The 22,838-nt window shown below is 70.6% G+C and carries 21 protein-coding genes; 13 read left to right on the top strand and 8 right to left on the bottom strand.

What is annotated here, in order from left to right; translation table 11 throughout:
• Positions 1-9: 9 nt before the first annotated feature.
• Positions 10-480 (bottom strand): MarR family winged helix-turn-helix transcriptional regulator, encoded by a 471-nt coding sequence (locus ACQ860_RS00280; protein ID WP_431301402.1) that lies wholly within the window; start codon positions 478-480, stop codon positions 10-12.
• 83 nt (positions 481-563) lie between these two features.
• On the opposite strand from ACQ860_RS00280, the gene ACQ860_RS00285 reads away from it, so the two are divergent.
• Genes ACQ860_RS00285 through ACQ860_RS00295 form a run of 3 tightly spaced genes read left to right on the top strand, consistent with a single transcriptional unit; the run spans position 564 to position 1,897 of the window.
• A complete protein-coding gene (locus tag ACQ860_RS00285; protein ID WP_431301403.1) occupies positions 564-1,049 on the top strand; it encodes a VOC family protein in 486 nt (161 codons plus the stop codon).
• A gap of 33 nt (positions 1,050-1,082) precedes the next feature.
• Positions 1,083-1,508, top strand: a complete 426-nt coding sequence (locus ACQ860_RS00290; RefSeq protein WP_431301404.1) for an SRPBCC family protein — start codon at positions 1,083-1,085, stop codon at positions 1,506-1,508.
• A 38-nt stretch (positions 1,509-1,546) separates the two neighbouring features.
• Positions 1,547-1,897: a DUF1428 domain-containing protein gene (locus tag ACQ860_RS00295; RefSeq protein WP_431301405.1), complete on the top strand. Its 351-nt coding sequence runs from the start codon at positions 1,547-1,549 to the stop codon at positions 1,895-1,897.
• 9 nt (positions 1,898-1,906) lie between these two features.
• On the opposite strand, the gene ACQ860_RS00300 is transcribed toward ACQ860_RS00295, so the two are convergent.
• Genes ACQ860_RS00300 through ACQ860_RS00310 form a run of 3 tightly spaced genes read right to left on the bottom strand, consistent with a single transcriptional unit; the run spans position 1,907 to position 4,847 of the window.
• On the bottom strand, positions 1,907-2,770 hold the full coding sequence (locus tag ACQ860_RS00300) for a glycosyltransferase family 2 protein (protein WP_431301406.1): 864 nt from the start codon (positions 2,768-2,770) through the stop codon (positions 1,907-1,909).
• Positions 2,767-3,339 carry a hypothetical protein gene (locus ACQ860_RS00305; RefSeq protein WP_431301407.1) on the bottom strand — a complete coding sequence of 191 codons (573 nt, stop codon included), beginning with the start codon at positions 3,337-3,339 and terminating at the stop codon, positions 2,767-2,769. Before ACQ860_RS00305 ends, ACQ860_RS00300 begins: the two co-directional genes overlap by 4 nt.
• Positions 3,336-4,847, bottom strand: a complete 1,512-nt coding sequence (locus tag ACQ860_RS00310; protein ID WP_431301408.1) for an aldehyde dehydrogenase family protein — start codon at positions 4,845-4,847, stop codon at positions 3,336-3,338. Before ACQ860_RS00310 ends, ACQ860_RS00305 begins: the two co-directional genes overlap by 4 nt.
• 142 nt (positions 4,848-4,989) lie before the next feature.
• On the opposite strand from ACQ860_RS00310, the gene ACQ860_RS00315 reads away from it, so the two are divergent.
• The 4 genes from ACQ860_RS00315 to ACQ860_RS00330 all read left to right on the top strand — a co-directional run bounded on the left by ACQ860_RS00315 (position 4,990) and on the right by ACQ860_RS00330 (position 8,895).
• The gene (locus tag ACQ860_RS00315; RefSeq protein WP_431301409.1) at positions 4,990-5,496 is read left to right on the top strand and encodes a pyridoxamine 5'-phosphate oxidase family protein; all 507 of its coding nucleotides are present in this window, start codon (positions 4,990-4,992) and stop codon (positions 5,494-5,496) included.
• 62 nt (positions 5,497-5,558) lie between these two features.
• The gene (locus ACQ860_RS00320) at positions 5,559-6,764 is read left to right on the top strand and encodes a CaiB/BaiF CoA transferase family protein (protein ID WP_431301410.1); all 1,206 of its coding nucleotides are present in this window, start codon (positions 5,559-5,561) and stop codon (positions 6,762-6,764) included.
• 2 nt (positions 6,765-6,766) lie between these two features.
• On the top strand, positions 6,767-7,621 hold the full coding sequence (locus ACQ860_RS00325; protein ID WP_431301411.1) for an alpha/beta fold hydrolase: 855 nt from the start codon (positions 6,767-6,769) through the stop codon (positions 7,619-7,621).
• Positions 7,618-8,895: a tetratricopeptide repeat protein gene (locus ACQ860_RS00330; RefSeq protein ID WP_431301412.1), complete on the top strand. Its 1,278-nt coding sequence runs from the start codon at positions 7,618-7,620 to the stop codon at positions 8,893-8,895. The genes ACQ860_RS00325 and ACQ860_RS00330 overlap by 4 nt, the downstream gene beginning before the upstream one ends.
• A 3-nt stretch (positions 8,896-8,898) precedes the next feature.
• Here ACQ860_RS00330 and ACQ860_RS00335 read toward each other — a convergent pair whose 3' ends face one another.
• The 3 genes from ACQ860_RS00335 to ACQ860_RS00345 form a co-directional block, all read right to left on the bottom strand.
• The gene (locus tag ACQ860_RS00335) at positions 8,899-9,864 is read right to left on the bottom strand and encodes a Bug family tripartite tricarboxylate transporter substrate binding protein (protein WP_431301413.1); all 966 of its coding nucleotides are present in this window, start codon (positions 9,862-9,864) and stop codon (positions 8,899-8,901) included.
• A gap of 108 nt (positions 9,865-9,972) precedes the next feature.
• Positions 9,973-10,989, bottom strand: a complete 1,017-nt coding sequence (hemB, locus tag ACQ860_RS00340; protein ID WP_431301414.1) for a porphobilinogen synthase — start codon at positions 10,987-10,989, stop codon at positions 9,973-9,975.
• The gene (locus ACQ860_RS00345) at positions 10,986-12,269 is read right to left on the bottom strand and encodes an O-acetylhomoserine aminocarboxypropyltransferase/cysteine synthase family protein (protein WP_431301415.1); all 1,284 of its coding nucleotides are present in this window, start codon (positions 12,267-12,269) and stop codon (positions 10,986-10,988) included. The genes hemB and ACQ860_RS00345 overlap by 4 nt, the downstream gene beginning before the upstream one ends.
• 64 nt (positions 12,270-12,333) lie before the next feature.
• On the opposite strand from ACQ860_RS00345, the gene ACQ860_RS00350 reads away from it, so the two are divergent.
• A complete protein-coding gene (locus ACQ860_RS00350) occupies positions 12,334-13,077 on the top strand; it encodes a class I SAM-dependent DNA methyltransferase (RefSeq protein ID WP_431301416.1) in 744 nt (247 codons plus the stop codon).
• A 77-nt stretch (positions 13,078-13,154) separates the two neighbouring features.
• On the opposite strand, the gene purD is transcribed toward ACQ860_RS00350, so the two are convergent.
• Positions 13,155-14,423, bottom strand: a complete 1,269-nt coding sequence (gene purD / locus ACQ860_RS00355; protein WP_431301417.1) for a phosphoribosylamine--glycine ligase — start codon at positions 14,421-14,423, stop codon at positions 13,155-13,157.
• A 47-nt stretch (positions 14,424-14,470) separates the two neighbouring features.
• Here purD and xseA point away from each other — a divergent pair, with 47 nt between their 5' ends.
• The 5 genes from xseA to ACQ860_RS00380 all read left to right on the top strand — a co-directional run bounded on the left by xseA (position 14,471) and on the right by ACQ860_RS00380 (position 22,830).
• Positions 14,471-15,919, top strand: coding sequence for an exodeoxyribonuclease VII large subunit (xseA, locus tag ACQ860_RS00360; RefSeq protein WP_431301418.1), 1,449 nt, complete (start codon positions 14,471-14,473; stop codon positions 15,917-15,919).
• On the top strand, positions 15,916-16,701 hold the full coding sequence (locus ACQ860_RS00365; protein WP_431301419.1) for a M23 family metallopeptidase: 786 nt from the start codon (positions 15,916-15,918) through the stop codon (positions 16,699-16,701). Before xseA ends, ACQ860_RS00365 begins: the two co-directional genes overlap by 4 nt.
• A 145-nt stretch (positions 16,702-16,846) precedes the next feature.
• Positions 16,847-18,133, top strand: a complete 1,287-nt coding sequence (locus ACQ860_RS00370; protein WP_431301420.1) for an efflux RND transporter periplasmic adaptor subunit — start codon at positions 16,847-16,849, stop codon at positions 18,131-18,133.
• An 84-nt stretch (positions 18,134-18,217) separates the two neighbouring features.
• Entirely contained in the window at positions 18,218-21,379 is a 3,162-nt protein-coding gene (locus ACQ860_RS00375) for an efflux RND transporter permease subunit (RefSeq protein WP_431301421.1), read from the top strand.
• Positions 21,376-22,830, top strand: a complete 1,455-nt coding sequence (locus ACQ860_RS00380) for a TolC family protein (RefSeq protein WP_431301422.1) — start codon at positions 21,376-21,378, stop codon at positions 22,828-22,830. The genes ACQ860_RS00375 and ACQ860_RS00380 overlap by 4 nt, the downstream gene beginning before the upstream one ends.
• Positions 22,831-22,838: the final 8 nt, after the last annotated feature.

Genomic DNA, 22,838 nt, shown 5'->3' on the forward strand with positions numbered 1-22,838 from the left:
TCGGCCCGCTCAGGCCGCGCCATCGGCGGGGAGGGGGCGGATCTCGGCCAGGCCTTGCCGCAGCGCCTCGGCCGTGGTGGGCCCGATTTCCGAATCCAGCCGCGCATGCGCCGCCCGCCAGGCCGGGATGGCCTCGCGCAGCAGGGCCACGCCCTCCGGCGTGATCTGCACCCGGCGGGAGCGCCGGTCCGTCGCATCCGGGATGAGGCGCAGCAGCCCGCGGCGCGCCAGCGGCTTGACCGCGGCGGTCAGCGTCGAGGGATCCATGGCCAGGAAGGGTGCGAGGCGGCCGATCGGCGGCGGCTCGGCCTGGTTCAAGGCAACCAGCAGGGAGAATTGGCCGTTGGTGAGCCCGAAGGGCCGCAGCGCCTCGTCGAAGCGGCGCGCCAGGGCGCGCGCCGCCCGCTGCGCCGCGAGGCAGAGGCAGGTGTCACGGATGTGGTGCACCGTGGCGGCGGGGAGGGTTTCGGAGCTTGACATCTTCTATTTACTTTGATATCAAAATTCATGGGGTAAAGCCAGAGCGGAACAGCCGATCAGTCCAGGGTTTTTGGGGAGACAGGATGAGCCACGCCACCCCGAAGAGCAGCATCTGTCTCTGGTTCGACCGTGAGGCCGAGGCGGCCGCGCGCTTCTACGCCGCCACCTTCCCCGACAGCCGCGTGGGCGCCGTGCACCGCGCCCCGGCCGACTATCCCTCCGGTCAGGCGGGTGACGTGCTCACCGTGGAGTTCACCGTCGCCGGCCTGCCATGCCTCGGGCTCAATGGCGGCCCGGCCTTCCCGCAGAGCGAGGCCTTCTCCTTCCAGATCGCGACCGAGGACCAGGGGGAGACCGACCGCTACTGGGCCGCCATCCTCGCGAATGGCGGGCAGGAGAGCGCCTGCGGCTGGTGCAAGGATCGCTGGGGCGTGAACTGGCAGATCACCCCGCGCGTCCTCACCGAGGCCATCGCCGCCGGCGGCGATGCGGCGAAGCGCGTCTTCGAGGCGATGATGACCATGCGCAAGATCGACATCGCGGCCATCGAGGCCGCGCGTCGCGGCTGAGGCCGGCGCGAAGCCACACCACAGGAGGGCCACATGTCCGCACCCCGGATCACCGTCGAAACCCTCGTCGCCGCGCCCGTCGAGCGCGCCTGGGCGGCCTTCACCACGCCCGAAGACATCATGCGCTGGAACTTCGCCAGTGCCGACTGGTGCTGCCCTGCCGCGGAGGTGGATCTGCGCGTCGGTGGCATCCACAAGGCGCGGATGGAGGCGAAGGACGGCAGCTTCGGCTTCGACTTCGAGGGCGTCTACGAGGAGGTGGAGCCCGGCCGCGCGCTCACCCTCGTCCTCGGCGACGGGCGCCGGGCGCGCACCACCTTCGCGCCGAGCGGCGAGGGCACCCGCGTGACGACCATCTTCGACGCGGAGACGCAGCACAGCATCGAGATGCAGCGCGACGGCTGGCAGGCGATCCTCGACAATTTCGCGTCCCATGCCGGGCGGCAGGCCGCGCGCTGAGCGCGGCGGCCGCAACATCATCTGAGGGGAGACGAGCGATGTATGTGGATGGTTTCGTGCTGGCGGTCCCGAGCGACGGCAAGGAGGCCTATCGCCGCCATGCGGAGGAGGCGGCCGTGGTGTTCAAGAAGCATGGCGCGCTCTCGCTCGTCGAAGCCTGGGGCGATGACGTGCCCGAGGGCAAGGTGAACTCCATGCACACGGCCGTGCTGCGCAAGCCGGAGGAGACGGTGGTGTTTTCCTGGATCAGCTGGCCCGACAAGGCGACGCGCGATGAGGGCATGCAGAAGGTCTTCGCCGAGGGCCGCGCCTCGGGCTTCATGGACCAGATGCCCTTCGACGGCAGCCGCATGATCTTCGGCGGCTTCGAGGTGATCGTGGACGCGTGAGGCGCGGCTTCAGCCGAGCCGGATGTCCCTGGCCGATCGCCCGCGCATCCAGGCCATGATCCCTGAAGCGCGCCCGGCCCATTTCTCCCGCCGCGCATCGCCCCGGCGCAGCGCCGCCTTCAGCGTCAGGCCCGGCCATTCCGACAGCGCCAGCCGCCAGGCGGCCGCGCGGCCGCGGTGCTTCGCTTCCAGATGCAGGCGCGACCAGCCCTGGTGGAACGCCTTCCAATGCGAGAGCCGCGGCGCGGGGGCGGAACTGGCGCCGCCCAGATGCCGCACCCGCACGCCCGCCACATGCAGCAGCGCATGGCCCGCCGCGCGCATGCGCAGGCAGAGATCATCATCCTCGAAATAGAGGAAGATCTCGGGGTCGAAGCCGCCCAGCGCCCGGAAGGCCGACATGCGCAGGAACATGGCGGAGCCGCCGACATACCAGCAGCAGGCATCGCCCACCGGCTCCACCACCGGGCCCCGCAGGCGGCGGAAGGGCAGGTCGTGGCCGAACTGCATGTGGCCTTCCTCGGCGATCACCTCGGGCGCCAGCAGCCCGGCCTCCGGATGGCGGCGCGCGGCGGCGATGAGGCCCGCGATGGTGTCGGGCTCCAGCGTGGCGTCGGCGTTGAGCAGGAGGCCGAATTCGGTGGTGACCTCGGCGAAGCCGAGATTGGCGCCCGGGCCGAAGCCGAGGTTGCGCCCGGCGCGGATCACCCGCGCTGAAGGCCGCGCGGCGGCGGCCACATCGGCGCTGTCATCCGGCGAGGCGTTGTCCACCACGATGACGGGGCATTCCGCCGGGATGGCGGCGAGGCAGCCCGGCAGCAGCGCCGCCGAATTATAGGCGACGATGACGACGCTGCACGCCGCCTCGGTCACGAACGGGCGGGCGCCAGTTCAGCGAGCGCCTTGAGGAAAGCGGCCACGGCGGCCTCTTCATCCATCGCGGCGTCGAAGCCGGTCTTGCTCTCGGCACTGCCGACGGCGACCAGGCCACCCGCCCAGAAGCCTTCCGCGCCTTCGCCCGGCGGGACCGCGTATTGCAGCATCGCGATGCCGGCGGGGCCCCGGTAGGAGATGTAGGGGCAGCGCCTGAACTTCTTGGTCCGCACGCCGCCGCCCGTCTTGGGCGCGCCGTTGCCGGCCAGCAGCGCATGCGGCGTGGTGATGCCGCGCGCCTTCGCCGTCTCGGGCGTCAGGTCGAACTTCGCCAATGCTTCGGCCGCCACGGCCTTGATGCGGGCGACCGCCGCATCAAGCGCCGGGTCGGGCTCCGCCCGCTGGCCCGGCGGCGCCACGCGGCGCTCGGCCAGCGCGGCCTGGGCCGCCGCGCGGAATTCCTCCGCCCGTGCATGCAGCTTGGTGTTGCCACCCGCCAGCACCGCCTCGGCATTGGCCAGCAGCGCCTTCAGTTCCGCCGCGGTCTTGGCGCTGAGATCGAGGCTCATGCCATATTGACCATGATGGTCTTCTTGTGGGTGAAGTGCTCGAGCATCGCCTCCAGCGAGGCCTCCTTGCCCAGGCCGCTCGACTTCACGCCGCCATAGCTGAGGTTCGCCTGCACCACGAGGTTCTGGTTGATCTGCACCAGGCCCGCCTCCAGACGATGCGCGAGATCGAGGCCCACCTTCAGGTTGTTGGTCCAGAGCGAAGCGGCGAGGCCGTATTCGCTGTCATTCGCCTCGGCCAGCACGGCCTCGGGGTCGTCGAAAGCCTGGATCACGGTGACGGGGCCGAAGATCTCCTCCTTCACGAGACGGGAATTGCCGTCGAGGCCCGTGAAGATCACCGGGCGCAGGAAGAGGCCCTTCTTCAGCGCGGGGTCGGATGGCATCGCGCTGCACTCATGCGCCGTGGCGCCGGCCGTCGCCTTGCCCTCGGCGATATAGGCCTGGACCTTCTCGAACTGGCCCTGGCTGATGATGGTGCCGATGTCGGTCTTCTCGTCCAGCGGGTCGCCCATCACCATGCCGTCCACCGCCTTCTTCATCTCGGCCACGAAGGCGTCGAAGATCGGGCGCTCGACATAGATGCGGCTGGCGGCGGTGCAGGACTGGCCCTGGCGCGTGAAGCGCATGGAGGTCAGCGCGCCGGAGACGGTCTTCGCGAAGTCGCAGTCCTGGAAGACGATCATGGGCGACTTGCCGCCCAGCTCCAGCGTCACGGGGACGAGCTTCTGGGAGGCGGCCTTGGCCACGATCTTCCCCGTCTCGACGGAGCCGGTGAAGGTGACCTTGCGGACCAGCGGATGCTCGACCAGCGGCGCGCCGCATTCGGGGCCCATGCCGCTCACCATGTTGAAGCAGCCCGGCGGCAGCACGCGGTTCATCAGCTCGCAGATGCGCAGGACCGCGAGCGGCGCCTCCTCGGCCGACTTCACGACGACGGTGTTGCCCGCCACCAGCGCGGGCGCGACCTTCAGCGCCATCAGCAGCATCGGCACGTTCCAGGGGATGATGGCGCCCACCACGCCCAGCGGCTCGCGCACGGTCACGCTCAGGACGTTCGGCGCGAAGGGCACGCTCTCGCCCTTCAGCTCGGAGCCGAGGCCGCCGAAGAACTCGAAGACATCGGCCACCACGCCAGCCTCGACGCGGCTTTCGGTGCGCAGCGCCTTGCCGGTCTCGAGGGCGATCAGGCGCGCCAGCTCCTCCTGGTGCTCCTTCAGGAGCGCGGCGCACTGGTGCACCAGCGCGCCGCGCTTGCGGGCGGGGACCTTGGCCCACTCCTTCTGGGCGCGGGCGGCGTCACGGACGGCGGCGTCCACATCGGCGGCATCGCCCTCGGCGGCGGTGGCGACCTGGATGCCGGTGGCGGGGTTCACCACGGGGAAGGTCTTGCCGCTGACGGCGGGTACATAGCGGCCGCCGATGAAATGCAGGCCGGAGAGGGCGGTGGCCAGCTTCTGCTGGTCCAGGCAGGGGGCGGCGGGGGTGGGGTGCGGCGTGTCGAGCATCGTTGCGTTCCTCTCAGCGACTGGCGGCGGACCATGCGCCGGATGGGGGGGAGGGAGCAAGCCTTCCCCCGCAACCGGGCCCGGAGGGGCAACCGGCCGCCACCTCATCGGTTCAGGCCATCGCCACCCAGGAGGAGCAGAGATGACCGAGGCGCCGAGCGATGACGAGGCCCGCATCAAGGTGCGGGAGATGTTGGAGCAGATCCGGACGGTGATGCTGGTGACGCATGATCCCGATGGTGGGCTCGACGCCCGGCCCATGGCCATCCTGGCTGTCGAGGGTGACACCGTCTGGTTCTTCACCGGCCGCGACACGCCCAAGACCTTCGCGATCGACCAGGAGCACGCGGTGCTGCTGGCCGGCGCCAACCCGTCCGGCCAGGAATATGTCTCGGTGCGCGGCAGGGCGCGGGTGATGCAGGACCGCGCGCAGCAGAAGGCGCTCTGGACCGAGGCGGCGCGGCTCTGGTTCCCCGATGGCGCGGGGAGCCCGGACCTCGCGCTGATCGCGGTCGAGATGACCGAGGCGCAGTATTGGGACAGCCCGGCTTCGACCGCGCGCTACGCCATCGGCTATGTGAAGGCCGTCCTGACCAAGACGCCGCCCGAGATGGGCGAGAATGCGAAGGTCACCTTCGGCGGCGGCTGAAGCCTGCGTCTTGCCGGGCGCGGCGGGCGGGCATAATCACGGCTCAAGCACGGAGCCAAGACATGTCCCAGCCTTCCGGGCCCCTCAAGGGCCTTCGCGTTCTCGACCTCACCCGCGTCCTCGCCGGACCCACCTGCACGCAGATGCTGGGCGACCTCGGCGCCGAGATCATCAAGATCGAAAAGCCCGACAGCGGGGACGACACGCGCGGCTTCGCGCCCCCCTTCTGGCCGGAGACGAAGGAGAGCGCCTATTTCCTTGGCGTGAACCGCAACAAGCAGTCGGTGACGGTGGACATCGCCAAGCCCGAGGGCCAGGCGCTGGTGCACAGGATGCTGGAGCATTGCGACATCCTCGCCGAGAACTTCAAGGTCGGCGCGCTCGCCAAGTATGGCCTGGGCTATGAGCAGCTGAAGGCGAAGTATCCGCGGCTGATCTATTGCTCCATCACCGGCTTCGGCCAGACCGGCCCCTATGCGCCGCGCCCGGGCTATGACGCGCTGATCCAGGCGATGGGTGGCATCATGTCGCTGACGGGCGAGCCGGGCGGTTCGCCGCAGAAGGCGGGCGTGCCGGTGGCGGACCTCTTCGCCGGCCTCTATGGCTGCATCGGCATCCTGGCGGCGGTGAACCACCGCCACGCCACGGGCGAGGGCCAGCACATCGACATCGGCATGCTGGACACGCATGTCGCCTGGCTTGCCAACCAGGGCATGAACTACCTGGCGACGGGCGAGAACCCGCCGCGCCTGGGCAACCAGCACCCGAACATCAGCCCCTACCAGGAATTCCCGACGAAGGATGGCTACCTCATCCTCGCCGTCGGCAATGACCCGACCTTCGAGCGCTTCTGCAGGAATTTCGGCTGCGAGCACCTGCTGGCCGATGAGCGCTTCGCCACCAACCCGAAGCGCGTGGCCAACCGCGACCTGGTGACGCAGACGCTGACGCCGGTCATGAAGTCCAAGACCACGACCGAGTGGGTGGAGGCGCTGGAGGCGCTGAAGATCGGCTGCGGCCCGATCAACACGCTGAAGGACGTCTTCGCCGATCCGCATGTGAAGGCGCGCGACATGGTGGTAACCATGCAGCACGCCACGGGCAAAGAGATCCAGGTGATCGCAAACCCCGTGAAGCTCTCCGCCACGCCGCCCGACTACCGCTCGCCGCCGCCCGTGCTGGGCGAGCACAGCGAGAGCGTGCTCAGCCGCCTGCTCGGCATGAGCGCCGCCGAGGTCGCGGCGCTGCGCGAGAAGGGAATCGTCTGAGCATGGAACGCCCGCGCTTCGGTGCCGTCAGCGGCCCCTTCGAGGGCACGCCGGAAAGCCGCACGGTGCCGCTGCGCTGGGTCGAGTGGGGCCCGGCCACGGGCAAGCCTGTCGTCTGCGTGCATGGCCTGACGCGCAATGCGCGCGATTTCGACGTGCTGGCGCGGCATCTCGCGGGGCAGGGGCGGCGCGTGATCTGCGTGGACATCCCCGGGCGCGGGCTGTCGGGCTGGCTGCCCGAGGGGCGCTTCTACGCGGTGCCGCACTACATCGCGGCGATGATGCCGCTGCTGACCAGCCTCGGCGAGTTCGACTGGGTCGGCACCTCGATGGGGGGCCTGATCGGCATGGGCGTCTGCGCGACGCCGGGGCTCGCCATGCGGCGTTTCGTCATCAACGACATCGGCCCCTTCGTGCCGGTGGCGGCGCTGGAGCGCATCCGCACCTATCTGAGCGAACCGCGCGTCTTCTCCGACATCGCGGGGCTCGAGGCCTATCTGCGTCAGGTGCACGCGCCCTTCGGCCCGCTCTCGGATGAGGAATGGGCGCATCTCGCGCATTACAGCGCGCGGATGCGGCCCGATGGGCAGGTGGCCCTGCATTATGACCCCGCCATCATGCAGCCCATGCAGGGCGAGCTCACGGATGTGGACCTCTGGCAGCTCTGGCCCGTCGTGGCGGCTCGCCCGGTGCTCGTGCTGCGCGGCGAGCGCTCGGACCTGCTGCTGCGTGAGACGGCGCAGCGGATGGGCGAAAGCCCGGGCGTGCAGGTGGCGACCATCCCGCGCTGCGGCCATGCGCCGGCGCTGATGGAGCCGGCGCAGGTGGCGCTGGTGGCGGGCTTCCTGGCCGGATGAGCGACGCGCCGCCCCGGACCGGCTTCTGGGGTGGTGCGCTGGGCCTGCTGCCACGGCTGCTGCCGCTGGCGGGTGCGGCCATCCTCCTCGTCATCCTGGTGGATGAGCTGCAGCGCGACGGCATCGAGGTGCAGCCCATCTCCGTCCCCGCGCGCCTGGTCGAGGCCGGATTGACGCCGGAGGTGGTGGCGCTGCGACTGACCGATGCGTTGATCCAGTTGCAGGACAGTGTCGGCGGCGAACCGCGCCGCCGCACCGGCGCCGATGTGGGCGGCACCCACCCCGACTTCACCGTGCCGCTGACCGGCCTTTCCCTGCGTTCGGTGGTGAGCACGCTCCGCAACATGCTGGGCATCCCCGAGCGCCGCGTCTCGGGCGAGGTGACGGTGGATGGCGATGCGCTGCGCCTGCGCCTTCGGCTCTCGGGCCAGGGGGTCATCGCCGATGTGGCGGCGCCGGATCCGGATGCGCTGATCCGCGCCGGCGCGCCACAGGTGTGGCGGGTGGTGCAGCCGGTCCTCTACGCCTGGTGGCTCTCCAGCGAGGCGCCGAGCGAGACGGACATGCGCGACCGGCTGACCGACATGATGCACGGCGCGGGCTCGGATCGTGTGCTCATGCGGACGACGCAGCTCCTGCTCGGCCGCTCGCTGGCGCGCACGGGGGAGGCGGAGGCCGCGCTGGCCGTCAGCGAGGCGCAGCTGCGGGAATTCCCCGGCTATGGCCCGGCGCTGTATGCGCGTGGCCGGGCGCTGCGCGAGCTGGGCCGGCTGGATGAGGCGATGGCCGCCTTCGAGGCGGCGCAACGCGCCTTGCCCGATATCGCCTTTCCGCGCGTGGGCCTGGCGCAGGTGCTGCGGGACCGGGGGCAGAACCAGGCTGCGCATGACCTGCTGGTGCAGCCGGTGCGCGACAATCAGGTGGATGCGCAGGGCAAGGTGGAGCTGGCCTATGCGCTGATCGCGCTCGGCCGCGCGCGGGAGGCGCTGCCGCTGGCGCGCCGCGCGGTGGCGGAAGATCAGAAGAACCCCTCGGCGCAGAGCGCGCTGGGCCAGGCGCTCCTGGCCGAGCGCCAGGCCGCCGCCGCCCTGGCCGCCTTCGAGACCGCCATCGGCCATGCGCCGCTCTGGGGCGAGGCCCAACTGGGCCGGGTCGAGGCGCTGATCGCACTCGGCCGTGTGGAGGATGCGCGGGCGGCGCTGGCCATGACACGGCCCGTCATCGCCGCCGTGCCGCGCCTGGCGCCGCGCCTCGCCCGGCTCGATCCGGGCTGAGCCCTATTCCGGCTGCACGCCCGCCGCACGCAGGATCGCCGTCTGCTGCGCGATGCTCGCGCGCACCAGCCCCATCACCTGGGCCGGCGTCTCATAGCCTGCGCGCGGTGTCACGCCGGCGAGTTCGGCGAGCCGCGGGGCGGTCTGTTGCACGGCGGCGCGGAAGGCCTCGCTGAGCGCGGCCACGACGGGCGGCGGCGTCTGCGCGGGGGCGACGATCGGGAAGTATTCCTCCAGCACGACGCCACGCAGGCCGGCCTCGGCCGTGGTTGGCACGTCGGGCAGGACGGGCGTTCGGCTCTCGGCCAGCACCGCCAGGGCGCGCAGCGCGCCGCCGCGCACCTGGCCGATGGAGGAAGCCATGGTGGGCAGGCCGACCCTCACCTCGCCCGAGACGAGGGCCGCGACGGAGGGGCCGCCGCCGCGATAATGCACAACATCGGATTCCACGCGGGCGACGGAGCGGAAGAGCTCGGCCGCCACGTGCACGCCGCTGCCATTGCCGGTGGCGGCGATGTGGTAGTTCTGCGGCGTGGCGCGCATCAGGGCGACCAGTTCCTGCGCGGTGCGCGCCGGCACCTGCGGGTTCACGACGAGGACGTAGGGCGAGAAGCCCGCGACGGCGATGCCGGTGAAGTCCTCCAGCGTGTTGTAGGGCACGCGGGCCACGATGGCGGGGACGGTGGGCAGCGAGGAGTTGATGAGCAGCGTCTGGCCATCGGGTGCCGCGCGCGCGGCGGCTTCCGCGCCGATCACGCTGCCCGCGCCGGCGCGGTTCTCGATGACGACGGGCTGGCCCAGGATGTTGCCCGCGGCCTCGCCCACGATGCGGCCGACGATGTCGTTCGATCCGCCGGGCGCGAAGGGCACGATGAGGCGGATCGGGCGCGTGGGCCGCCAGGATTGGGCGATGGCGGGTGCGGGCAGCAAGGCGATGCCCGAGGCGAGCAGATGGCGACGTGACGGCATGGTTTCCCCCGGTTTTTGTGCCCGGAGCATGGCAGCCCTTTGCCGCCCGGGAAAGCGCCAATTCCCGGGGTCTGGGGCCCATGGCCCCAGCCGCCGGAGGCCCTTTTCTTATCCGGCCTTGATCAGCTTCGCCGCCTGTACCGCGAAGTAGGTGAGGATGCCGTTCGCCCCCGCCCGCTTGAAGCACATGAGGCTTTCCATCATCGCGCGGTCATGGTCGAGCCAGCCGCGTTCGATGGCGGCCATGAGCATCGAGTACTCGCCGCTCACCTGATAGACGAAGGTGGGCGCGCCGAATTCCTTTCGTACGCGATGCACCACGTCGAGATAGGGCAGGCCGGGCTTCACCATCACCATGTCCGCGCCCTCGGCGAGGTCGAGCGCCACTTCGCGCAGTGCCTCGTCGGTATTGGCGGGGTCCATCTGGTAGGTCTTCTTGTCCTTCGGGCCGGCGCGGTCGGGGCCGGTCAGGGAGCCGATGGCGTCGCGGAAGGGCGCGTAGAAGCCCGAGGCATATTTCGCCGCGTAGGACATGATGCGCGTGTGGATCAGCCCCTCGGCGTCCAGCGCGCGGCGGATGGTGCCGATGCGGCCATCCATCATGTCCGAGGGGGCGACGACGTCCACGCCCGCCTTGGCATAGTTGAGGGACATGGTGACGAGCGCATCGACCGTCTCCTCGTTGTGCACCTCGCCATTGCGCACCACGCCGTCATGGGCGTGCAGCGTGTAGGTGTCGAGCGCGATGTCGCCGATGATGCCGAGATCGGGATGCGCGGCCTTCAGCGCACGCGCGGCGCGGCAGGTGAGGTTGTCGGGGTCGAGCGCCTCGGTGCCGTCCTCGTCGCGCGATTCCATCGGCGTGTAGGGGAAGAGCGCGACGGCGGGGATGCCCAGCGAGGCGGCCTCGGCCACGTGGTCGGCCACGATGTCCGGGCTCACGCGGAAGACGCCGGGCATGGAGGGGACCTCGACGCGCTGGCCCTGGCCTTCGGTGAGGAAGATCGGCCAGATCAGGTCGCTCACATGCAGCGCGTTCTCGGCGACGAGGGCGCGCGTCCAGGCATCCTGCCGGTTGCGCCGCATGCGGGTGGCGGGGAAGGAGCCGGTGAGCCAGGTTGTCACGAGAGTGCTTGCTCCAGATCGGCCAGGATGTCGTCGATATGCTCGATGCCGATGGAGAGGCGGATATAGCCGGGTGTCACCCCGCTCGCCGCCTGCTCGGCCTCGTTCAGCTGGCTGTGTGTGGTGGTGGCGGGGTGGATGGCGAGGCTGCGGGCGTCGCCGATGTTCGCCACGTGGTAGAACATCTTCAGCTTCTCGATGAAGGCCTGGCCGGCCTCCTTGCCGCCCTTGAGTTCGAAGCCGAGCAGGCTGCCAGAGCCGCCCTTGAGGTGGGCTTCCGCCCGCTTCAGCGCTTCGCCCTGTGCGAGCGAGGGATGGATGACGCGGCTGACCTTGGGGTGGGCGGCGAGATAGGCGGCCACGCGGATCGCGTTGCTGCAATGCCGCTCCATGCGCAGCGGCAGCGTCTCCAGCCCCTGGAGGAACATGAAGGCGTTGAAGGGCGCCATGGGCGCGCCGATGTCGCGCAGCAGGCAGGTGCGCATGCGCAGGATATAGGCGATGGGCCCGAGCGGCTTGGCCGCCTGGGACCAGACGGCGCCGTGATAGGACGGGTCGGGCTTGTTGAGCGTGGGGAAGCGATCACCGCCCGCCTCCCAGTCGAAATTGCCGCCATCGACGATGATGCCGCCGATGGAGGTGCCATGCCCGCCGATCCACTTGGTGGTCGAGTGCATGACGATGGCCGCGCCATGCTGGAAGGGCTTGCAGATGATGGGGGCCGCCGTGTTGTCCATGATGAGCGGCACGCCGAGGCGCCGGCCGATGGCGGCGACCTCCGCGATGGGGAAGACCTGCAGCTTCGGGTTGGGCAGCGTCTCGGCGTAGTAGCAGCGGGTGCGGCTGTCGGTCGCGCGGGCGAAGGCCTCGGGGTCGGCCGGGTCCACGAAGCGCACCTCGATGCCGAACTGCTTCAGCGTATTGGCGAAGAGGTTGTAGGTGCCGCCATAGAGGTCGGTGCTGCTGACGATGTTGTCGCCCGCCTCGCAGAGGTTCATCACGCAGAAGCTGGTCGCCGCCTGGCCGGAGCCGACGGCGAGAGCGGCGACACCGCCTTCGAGCTGCGCCACGCGGGTTTCCAGCGCGTCGCAGGTCGGGTTCATGATGCGGGTGTAGATGTTGCCCAGCTCGGCCAGGCCGAAGAGGCGCGCGGCGTGGCCCGTGTCCTGGAACTGGAAGGACGTGGTCTGGTGGATCGGCACCGCGACGGAGCCGGTGTTGGGGTCGGCGCGATGGCTGCCGCCATGCAGCGCGATGGTCTCGGGATTGGTGTAGGTCATGGCTGGCCTCCTTGATTGGAGGGGAGCGTGCCATCCCTGGCGGGAAGGTGGAAGGGTGCAGGTCTTGGCGCAGAACATCTATGACGACCCGGCCTTCTTCGCGGGATATGCGGGGCTGGAGCGTTCGGTGCAGGGCCTCGACGGCGCGCCGGAATGGGCAAGCCTGAGGGCCATGCTGCCCCCGATGGCGGGGCTGCGGATCGTGGATCTTGGCTGCGGCACTGGCTGGTTCTGCCGCTGGGCGCGCGCGGAAGGCGCGGCCCATGTGCTGGGGCTCGACCTCTCGGAGCGTATGCTGGCCGAGGCGCGGGCGGATGGCGAGGGCATCGCCTATGCGCGGGCCGACCTCGACGCGCTGGAACTGCCGGAGGCGGCGTTCGACCTCGTCTTCAGCTCGCTCGCCTTCCATTACGTGCCGGATTTCGGGCGGCTGCTGGGCGCGATCCGGCGCGGGCTGGCGCCGGGCGGCCATCTCGTCTTCTCGATCGAGCACCCGCTGCTCATGGCGCCGCGCGCGCCCGGCTGGCGGCGCGAGGCGGATGGGCGGCTGACCTGGCCGGTGGATGCCTATCTGGCGGAGGGGCCGCGCGAGACGACCTGGTTCGTCCCGGGCGTGGTGAAGCACCACCGGACGCTGGCCACCACGCTGAACAGCCTGATCGAGGCCGGCTTCGCGCCGACGCGGGTCGAGGAGTTCGGGCCGAGCAACGAGCAGGTGGCCGCCCGCCCGGAATGGGCGAAGGAACGCGAGCGGCCGATGTTCCTGCTGGTCTCGGCGCGCGCGCCAGACCGTGATCCGCGCGGATAGAGGCGCGCATCACGGTCTGGCCTTTGGCTGAGAGGATGATTCACCGCTTCGGTGATCCAACCTCAGAGGATCATGATCTACAGGGCGCGCCAGCCGATGTCGCCGCGGCAGAATCCCTCGGGCCAATCCACCTTGGCCACGGCGGCATAGGCGGCGGCGCGGGCCTCGGCCAGCGTGGCGCCCGTCGCGCCGATGCCCAGCACGCGGCCGCCATGGGCCACCAGCCGCCCGGCCTCGTCCCGCGCCGTACCGGCGTGGAAGATCTGCACGCCCGGCACCTGCGCGGCCGCCTCCAGGCCGCGGATCTCGGTGCCCTTGCGGGGCGTGCCGGGATAGCCCTCCGCCGCCATGACGACGAGAAGGCTGGCCAGCTTCTCCCAGCGCAGGTCGAAGTTCTTCAGCTCGCCCTGCGTCGCGGCCAGGAGCGCGGGCAGCAGGTCGGAGCGCAGGCGCAGCATGAGGGCCTGGCATTCGGGGTCGCCGAACCGGACGTTGAATTCCAGCAGCTTCGGGCCGTCCTTGGTCAGCATCAGCCCGGCGAAGAGCACGCCCTGGAAGGGGGTGCCGCGGCGGGCGAGTTCGGCCAGGACGGGGTTGATGCATTCGGCCATCACCTGGGCCTGCAAGGCTTCGGTGAAGGCGGGCGGCGGCGAATAGGCGCCCATGCCGCCGGTGTTGGGGCCGGTATCGCCATCGCCCACGCGCTTGTGGTCCTGCGCGGCGCCGAGCGGGATGGCATGCGTGCCGTCGCAAAGGGCGAAGAAGCTGATCTCCTCGCCCAGCAGGCATTCCTCGATGACGACGACGCGGCCGGCCTCGCCATGGATGCCGTCTTCCATCATTTCCGTCACGGCCTGTTCGGCCTCGGCGACCGTGCCGGCCACCACCACGCCCTTGCCGGCGGCGAGGCCATCGGCCTTGACCACGATGGGCGCACCCTGCGCGCGGATATGGGCGCGGGCGGTCTCGGCCTCGGTGAAGCGGCCATGGGCGGCGGTGGGGGCGCCGGCGGCGTTGGCGATCTCCTTGAAGAAGCTCTTGCTGCCCTCGAGTCGCGCGGCCGCGCCGGTTGGGCCGAAGCAGGCGATGCCGTCCCTGGCGCAGGCATCGGCGAGGCCCAGCGTGAGCGGCGCCTCGGGGCCCACCACCACCAGATCCACCGCCTCGCGGCGGGCGAAGGCGACCAGGCCGCCCACGTCCTCCGCGCCGATCCCCACGCATTCCGCCACTTCGGCGATGCCGGGATTGCCCGGCGCGCACCAGAGCTTCGTCAGCAAGGGCGAGGCCGCGATGGCCCAGCACAGGGCATGCTCACGGCCGCCACCACCCACAACCAGGACTTTCATCGCAACACCGCCTCTGCAAAGCCCAATTCCGCCCCTATAAGTCGGACATGGACGGAATCGGCGCCAATGTTCCCGAATATGGTGTGGGCGAGTTGGCGGGGGCCATCAAGCGCACGCTGGAGGGCGCCTTCTCGCGGGTGCGGGTCCGCGGCGAGCTGACCGAGGTCAAGCCCTATGCCTCCGGCCATATCTACCTCTCGCTCAAGGAAGAGAACGCCAAGATCGAGGCGGTGATCTGGAAGAGCGCCGTGCCCCGCATCGGCCTGCGGCCGGAGAACGGGATGGAGGTGGTGGCGACCGGCCGCCTCTCCACCTATGCCGACCGCTCCAAATACCAGCTGGTCATCGAGAAGCTGGAATATGCCGGAGCGGGCGCCATGCTGGCCCGGATCGAGGCGCTGCGGGCCGCGCTGCTGAAGGAAGGCCTCTTCGATTCCGAGCGCAAGCGCAAGCTGCCGCTGCTGCCGCGCGTGATCGGCGTGGTGACCAGCCCGCAGGGCGCGGTGATCCAGGATATCCGCACCACCCTGGCTCGCCGCTTCCCGCGCCATGTCATCCTCTGGCCCGTGCCGGTGCAGGGGGAAGGGGCGGCGGAGAAGATCGCCGCCGCCATCCGTGGCTTTTCCGAACTGCCCGAGGGCGGGCCCGTGCCGCGCCCCGACGTGGTGATCGTGGCGCGCGGCGGCGGCTCGCTGGAGGACCTCATGGCCTTCAACGAGGAGGTGGTGGTCCGCGCCGCCGCCGCCTCGACCATCCCGCTGATTTCCGCCGTGGGCCATGAGACGGACACCACGCTGATCGACTTCGCGAGCGACCGGCGCGCGCCCACCCCCACCGCGGCCGCCGAGATGGCCGTGCCCGCGCGGCTCGAAATGGCGGCCGATCTCGCCCAGCGCGGCGCGCGGCTGGACAACCGCATCACCGCCCGCCTGCGCGAGGCGCGGCTGCACCTGACCCGCGCAGAGGCCGGCCTGCCCGACCTGCCGGCGATGGTGAACCAGCTGCGCCAGCGCCTGGATGACCGGGGCGAGCGGCTGCGCGCCGCCTTGCCCGGTTTCGTCGCCGCCAAGCGGGCGGAGGTCGCGCGGCTTGGCGCCAGCCTGCGCCACCCGCGCGAGGCGATTGCGGCAAGGCGCCACGCGCTTGCGGCGCTGGACCAGCGGATGCAGGCGGCCTGGGCGCGGGGGGCGGCGCGGCGGCAATCGGCGCCGGCCTTGGCGCGCCTCTCGCCCGTGCCGGTGCAGGCGCTGATCCGCGAGAACCGGGCGCGCGTGGAGGGCCTGGCCGCGCGCCTCGAAGCCGTGAGCTACAATGCGGTCCTCGCGCGCGGCTTCGCGCTGGTGCAGGGCGCGGATGGCACGGCGCTCACCCAGGCGGCGCAGGTCGCACCTGGCGCGGCGCTCACCATCACCTTCCAGGACGGCCAGGTGAAGGCCACGGCGGCGGGCGGCAAGCCGAAAGCCCCGCCCAAACCCACGCAGGGCAGCCTGCTGTGAAGCGCCGCGCCGCCCTCGCCCTGCCAGCCCTGATGCTGGGGGCGGGGCCGGCGCGGGCGCTGGATTGGCGCGGCACGCCGCAACAGGGCGCGCTGCTGATCGGGCAGGGGGCGCAGGGCCAGCGCCTGGCGCTGGATGGCCAGGCGGTCCGCGTCTCGCCGCAGGGCTTCTTCGCGCTCGGCTTCGGGCGGGACCACGGGCCCTCGGCCACGCTCACGGTGAATGGTGCGGCGCGCGCCATCCCGGTCGCGAAGCGCGAATGGGATGTGCAGCACATCACCGGCCTGCCGCCTGCGCAGGTGACGCCCGATGCGGCGGCGCTCGAGCGCATCCGGGTGGAGCGCGAGCGGCTGGCTGCCGTGCGCGGCACCGATTCGGCACGGGTGGATTTCGCGGGCGGCCTCGCCTGGCCCGCGCGGGGGCGGATCAGCGGGGTCTTCGGCAGCCAACGCGTGCTGAACGGCCAGCCCCGCCAGCCGCACTACGGCCTCGATGTCGCGGGGCCGGTCGGCACGCCCATCCTCGCCGCGCAGTCGGGCAAGGTGACGCTGGCCGCGGAGTTCCACTTCTTCGGCAAGCTCCTGGTGCTCGACCACGGGCATGGGGTGAACACGCTCTACGCCCATCTCTCCGCCATCGAGGTGCGGGAGGGCGAGGAGGTACGCCAGGGTCAGCGGATCGGCGCCATGGGCGCGACCGGGCGGGTGACCGGACCTCACCTGCATTTCAGCCTGAGCTGGTACCGGCTTTGGCTCGATCCGCAGCCGCTGCTGCCGGCCTGATTTTTCTGTTGCGTGACGAAGATTTTAACTCTACGCGCTAGGTCTCTGTTCAGCTTCCGTTTATCTTCGCGCCGATCGCGAGGTTCCGGCAGCTCATGTGTTGCGTTGGCCCGTTCACTTTCGCGTTGGAAAGTCCAGAACTCGCATGAACGTGATCCACCAGGAGCGGCCCAGGGCCGAGACGCAGGCCGAGACGAAGGTCCAGGCCGAGGTGCCCGTTGAGGAACGGTCGGGTGGCAAGCCCTGGCCCTGGATCGGCCTGGCGGTGTTGCTGGGCGCCGGCGCCTGGTTCTATCTGACCGGGGCGGAGCCGCCGCCCTCGCAGGCCGCGGCACCCGAGCGCCTGCCCGCCGGCGAGTTCCGGTTGAACGAGAACGAGATGCGCGCGCTGCGCATCGAGCCGGTGGCGATGCGCGAATTCCGTCCCGAGCGCATGGCGGAAGGCCGCATCGCCTATAATGATGACCGTTCGACGCCCATGCTCTCGCCCTTCACGGGACGCGTGATCCGCGCCTTCGCCCGCGTGGGCGACCGCGTGGAGGTGGGCCAGCCGCTCTATGAGGTGGAGACGCCCGAAATCACGGCGGCCGCCAATGAGTGGCTCGCTGCCCTCGACAATGTGCAGAAGACCCGCGTGGCGCTGGAGCAGGCGCGGCGCGAGGAAGCGCGGCAGCAATCCCTCTTCTCGGCCCGCGCCGCCTCGCAGCGCGATGTGGAGCAGGCCCGCGCCGCGACCAATGCGGCCGAGGCCGATGCGCGCAGCGCCGTCGCGCAATCCGAGGCGCAGCGGGACCGCCTGCGCGTGCTGGGCCGCACGGCGGAGCAGATCGCCGAGATCGAGCGCACGCGGCAGGTCAGCGGGCTGATCACCGTCACCGCGCCGCTCGCCGGCACCATCACCCAGCGCCGCGTGGGCCCCGGGCAATGGGTTTCGGCCGGGCAGGGTGACCCTGTCTTCACCATCGCCGATCTCTCGACCATGTGGCTCGTCGCCAATGTGCGCGAACTGGACGTGCCGCTGATCCGCGTCGGCCAGGCGGTCGAGGTCACGGTCGGCGCGCTGCCGGGCCGGGAGTTTCCGGCCCGGATCGTCCGCACCTCGGCCGGCCTCGACCCCACGACGCGGCGCCTGACCGTGATGGCGGAGGTGCAGGACCCCGAGGGCGTGCTGCGGCCCGAGATGTTCGCCAATTTCCGCATCACGGTGGGCGAGGCCGAGCGTTCGCCCGCCGTGCCCGCCAGCGCCGTGATCTTCCGCGGCGCGGAGGCCTTCGTCTGGGTGGCCTTGCCGGAGGGCCGCTTCACCATGCGCCGCATCACGCCCGGCATCCGCGCGGGCGACATGATCCAGGTGAAGGAGGGGCTCGAGGCTGGCGACCGGCTGGTCACGGGCGGCGCGCTCTTCATTGACCGCGCGGCGCGGATTGACTGAGCGCGTGCCCACGGCGCCCTTCCGCCGCCGTGATGTCCTGAATTTCCGCCGCGCCGTTGCGCGGCCCATTTGAGCAGGCATTGAATGCGCCAGATCGTCGCCATTTCCCTGCAGCAGCGGGCGCTCGTCATCCTGCTCTTCATCGCCTTCGTGGCGGTGGGCGCCTATGGCTTCCTGAAGCTGAACATCGAGGCCTATCCGGACCCGGTGCCACCGCAGGTCGTCATCATCACGCAGAACCCGGGGCAATCGGCGGAGGAGATCGAGCGCTACGTCTCCATCCCGGTCGAGCTTGCGATGGCGGGGCTGCCCAATCTCAACTCGATCCGCTCGACCAGCCTCTTCGGCCTTTCCGACGTGCGGGTGCAGTTCACCTTCGCCTATACCTACGAGCAGGCCTTGCAGCAGGTGCTGAACCGGCTCGCCGTCCTTCGGGACCTGCCGGAGGGTGCCAACCCCACCATCAGCCCGCTCTCGCCCATTGGCGAGATCATGCGCTACCGCATCGTGGGCCCGCCCGGCTTCTCGCCCGATGATTTGAAGGTGCTGCAGGAATGGGTGCTGGAGCGCCGCTTCAAGCGCGTGCCCGGCGTGGTCGATGTGACGAGCTTCGGCGGCCGCAGCAAGGCCTATTCCGTCACCATCGACCTGCCGCGCCTCAATGCCTTCGGCCTGCAGCTGCCCGCCGTGATCGAGGCGGTGCGCAGCGGCAATGCGACGGTGGGTGCGGGCACCATCCAGATCGGGCCGCAGGCGGCGGTGGTGCAGGGCATCGGCCTGATCCGCAGCCTGGACGACATCCGCAACATCGTCCTCAACGCCTCGGCCGACGGCACGCCGGTGCTGCTCTCCGATGTCGCGACCATCGAGATCGGCGCCCTGCCGCGCCTGGGCATCGCGGGGCATGAGCAGGATGAGGATGTGGTGCTGGCCACCGTGCTGATGCGCCGCGGCGAGCAGACGCTGCCCACCATCCATGGCGTGCAGGCCGAGGTGGCGCGCATCAATGCCGGCGGGATCCTGCCGCCCGGCGTGCGCATCGTGCCGATCTATGACCGCGAGGACCTGGTGAAGCTCGCCACCCACATGGTGGTGCACAACATCATCGTGGGCGTGGTGCTCATCCTCGTCATCCAGTGGCTCTTCCTGGGCGATCTCAGGGGCGCCATCGTCGTCGCCGCCACCATCCCCTTCGCCTTCTTCTTCGCCGTGCTGGTGATCCTGGCCCGCGGCGAGAGCGCCAACCTGCTCAGCATCGGGGCACTCGATTTCGGGCTGCTCGTGGATGCGACCATCATCATGGTGGAGAACATCTACCGCCACCTCGCCATGGCGCGGCGCAACCCGCATCTCTATGCGGGTGGGCAGGCTTCCGGCGGGCTGTCGGGCATCTCGCTCATCATCCTCCGCGCGGGGAGCGAGGTGGGCAAGCCGATCCTCTTCGCGCTGCTCATCGTCATCGTCGCCTTCATCCCGCTCTTCACCATGGGCGGCATCGAGGGGCGCATCTTCGGCCCGATGGCCAAGACCTACGCCTATGCCATCGCGGGCTCGCTCATCGCGGCCTTCACCATCGTCCCCGCGCTCTCCGCCGTGCTGCTGAGCGAGAACAGCCAGGAGCGGGATACGCCGCTGGTGCGCGCGTTGCGCTGGTCCTACGGGAGGCTCTACCACGCGGCGATGGGCCTGCGCGCCTTCGCGCTGACCGTCGCCGCCATGCTCGTGGCCGTCTCCATCTTCGTGCTCTCGCTGCTCGGCGCCGAATTCCTGCCGACGCTGGAGGAGGGCAACCTCTGGGTCCGCGCCACCATGCCCGGCACCATCTCGCTGGAGGAAGGCCACGCCACGGTGCAGGGCATCCGCGCGACGCTCATGGAATTCCCCGAGGCGCTGACCGTCACCTCGCAGCAGGGAAGGCCGGATGACGGCACGGACCCGGCCGGCTTTTTCAACGCGGAATTCTTCATCCCCATGCGGCCGCCGGAGCAATGGACCACGGCGAAGAATCGCGATGGCCTGGTGGCGGCGATCAATGCGCGCCTGTCCGAGCGCTTCCTCGGCGTGCAGTTCAGCTTCGCCCAGGCGATCAGCGACAACGTCCAGGAGGCGGCCTCGGGCGTGAAGGGGGCTAACGCCATCAAGGTCTTCGGCACGGAGCTGGATGTGCTGACGGCGCGCGCGGAGCAGATCCGCGGCCTGCTGACGCAGGTGCGGGGCCTCACCGACATCGCGGTCTTCCCCACGCTCGGCCAGCCCACCGTCTCGGTCACCATTGACCGCGCCCGCGCGGCACGTTTCGGCCTGCGCGTGGAGGAGATCAATGACGTGATCCAGGCCGCGATCGGCGGGCGGGAGGCAGGGCGCCTCTACGAGCCTGGGGGCGACCGCAACTTCCCCATCGTGGTGCGCCTGGCCGAGCCCTTCCGCAACAGCCTGGACACCATCGGCCGCATCCCGGTGGGCGGGCCGCGCGGCGCGGTGCTGGCGGATGTGGCGAGTATCCAGCTCGTCTCCGGCACGGCCTATGTCTACCGCGAGGATGGCAGCCGCTACGTGCCCATCCGCTTCTCCGTCCGTGGCCGCGACCCGGCGAGCGCCGTGCTGGAGGCGCAGGCGCTGGTGGCGCGTGAGGTGCAACTGCCGCCGGGCTATCGCCTGGACTGGGTGGGCGAGTTCCGCAACCTGCAGGAGGCGGTGAAGCGGCTGCTCATGATCGTGCCTGTCGCGCTGATCATCATCATGATCCTGCTCTACGTGCAGTTCGGGAACATCCGGGAGATGCTGCTGGTGATGGCCATGGTGCCCATGTCGCTGGTCGGTGGCATCCTGGCGCTTGGCGCGGCGGGGCTGAACTTCTCGGTGCCGGCTGCCATCGGCTTCCTGGCGCTGTTCGGCATCACCGTGATGGAGGGGATCATCCTGCTCGCCCATTTCAACCACCTTCGGCATGAGGGGATGCCCTGGCGGGCGGCGCTCGACCAGTCGGGCCAGGACCGGCTGCGCCCGGTCTTCATGACCTGCTTCGCGAGCTTCTTCGGCCTGCTGCCCATGGCGCTGGCGACCGGCATCGGCGCCGATGTGACCAAGCCGCTGGCCATCGTGGTCGTGGGCGGCATCGGCCTCGTGCCGGTCTTCATCCTGGTGGTCTTCCCGGCGCTGATCGACCTGCTGGGGCGGCCCAAGGATCTCGCGCGGCAGGAGGCGGCGCTGGCCGCGCGGCGTGAGCGCGCGGGGCTGCCGGCATGAGGCGCGCCACACCCGCCCTGGCCTTGCTGCTGGCAGCGCCAGCCCTGGCGCAGACGCCGCCGCCGGTCGCCTCACCAGGCCCCTCGACGCAGCAGGCCCGCCCGGCGCGTGCCATGGGCCCCGGCATGGCGCCGCTGCCGCTGCCCGCCGGCACGCGCGTGCTCTCACTGGATGAGGCGGAGCGGATGCTGCTGGAGCGCAACCTCACCGTCATCGCCGCCCAGCGGGGCGTGGATGCGGTGCGCGCGCAGCGCCTCGTCGCCTCCTCGCTGCCGCCGCCGCAGGTGAGCATCGGCAACACCTTCGCCGAGTTCAACAGCACGCAGAACGGCAACCGGATCGAGGGGGCGCGCTTCATCAGCCCGGCGAACAACATCGCGCTCGGCCTCACCGTCCTGATCGAGACGGGCGGCAAGCGCACGCTGCGCACGCGCCTCGCCGAGCAGAATATCGCGGTGGCCGAGGCGCAGGTGCTGGATGCGCTGCGCATGCAGTTCTTCCAACTGCGCCAGGCCTTCATCGCCGCACTCGCCGCGCGCGCCAATCTTGAGGTGGCGCTGGCCAACCGCGGCAGCCTGGACCGCACCGAGGCGTTGCTGCGCCGCCAGCTCCAGGATGGCGCGCTGCCCGAGGGTGACCTGCTGCGCTTCCAGGCGAGCCGGCTGCCCTTCGAGGCGGACGTGACCGCCGCCGCCCAGAACTACGCGGCCGCCGTGGCGCAGGTGGCGGTCGTGCTGGCGATGGACGCCGCCGCCTTCAACGCGCCCGCCGCGCGCAGCGCGACCACGGCCGCGCTGCCGCCCATCGCGCTCGATGTCCGTGGCCGCTTCGATGCCATGCCCACGCCGGGCGCCACGCGGGACGAGCTGGCCGAGGCGGTGCAGAACCGCGCCGATGTGGTGGCCGCCGCCCGCGCCGCCACGGCGGGCGCGGCCAACACCAACCTCGCCCAGGCGGAACGCTGGCGCGACGTGACGCTGAATGGCGGCTGGAGCCGCTCCCGTCTCTCGCAGGACCTGCCCAGCGCTTCGCAGCCGCTGAACGCGACCAACCAGTTCACCTTCAGCCTCTCCGTGCCGCTCTTCACCAACCAGATCGTGACCGGCCAGGTCGGCACGGCGCAGGGGCAGCAGGCGCAGCTGGAGGCGCAGGCGCGTGCCGCGCTGCTGCAGGGGCGCGCCGACTTCGCCACCGCCTGGGCGGCCTATGAGCAGTCCCGCGCGCTGCTGCGCCTCTACACGGGCGGCGCGCTCAACCGGGCCGAGCTCGCCTATCGCAGCGCCGAGCAGGCCTATCTGGCGGGCGGCCGTTCGCTGCTCGATGTGCTGGACGCGCTGCGCACGCTGAATGCGACCCGCGTCGGCGCCAACAATGCGCGCGCCGCCTATCTGACGGCGCTGGCACAGCTGGAATTCGCGACGGGAGTGAGCGGGGTGGCGGCGCGGCTCTGACCCGCGCC

The sequence above is a fragment of the Sediminicoccus sp. BL-A-41-H5 genome (genome assembly GCF_050632405.1).
In the GTDB taxonomy this organism is placed as follows: domain Bacteria; phylum Pseudomonadota; class Alphaproteobacteria; order Acetobacterales; family Acetobacteraceae; genus Roseococcus.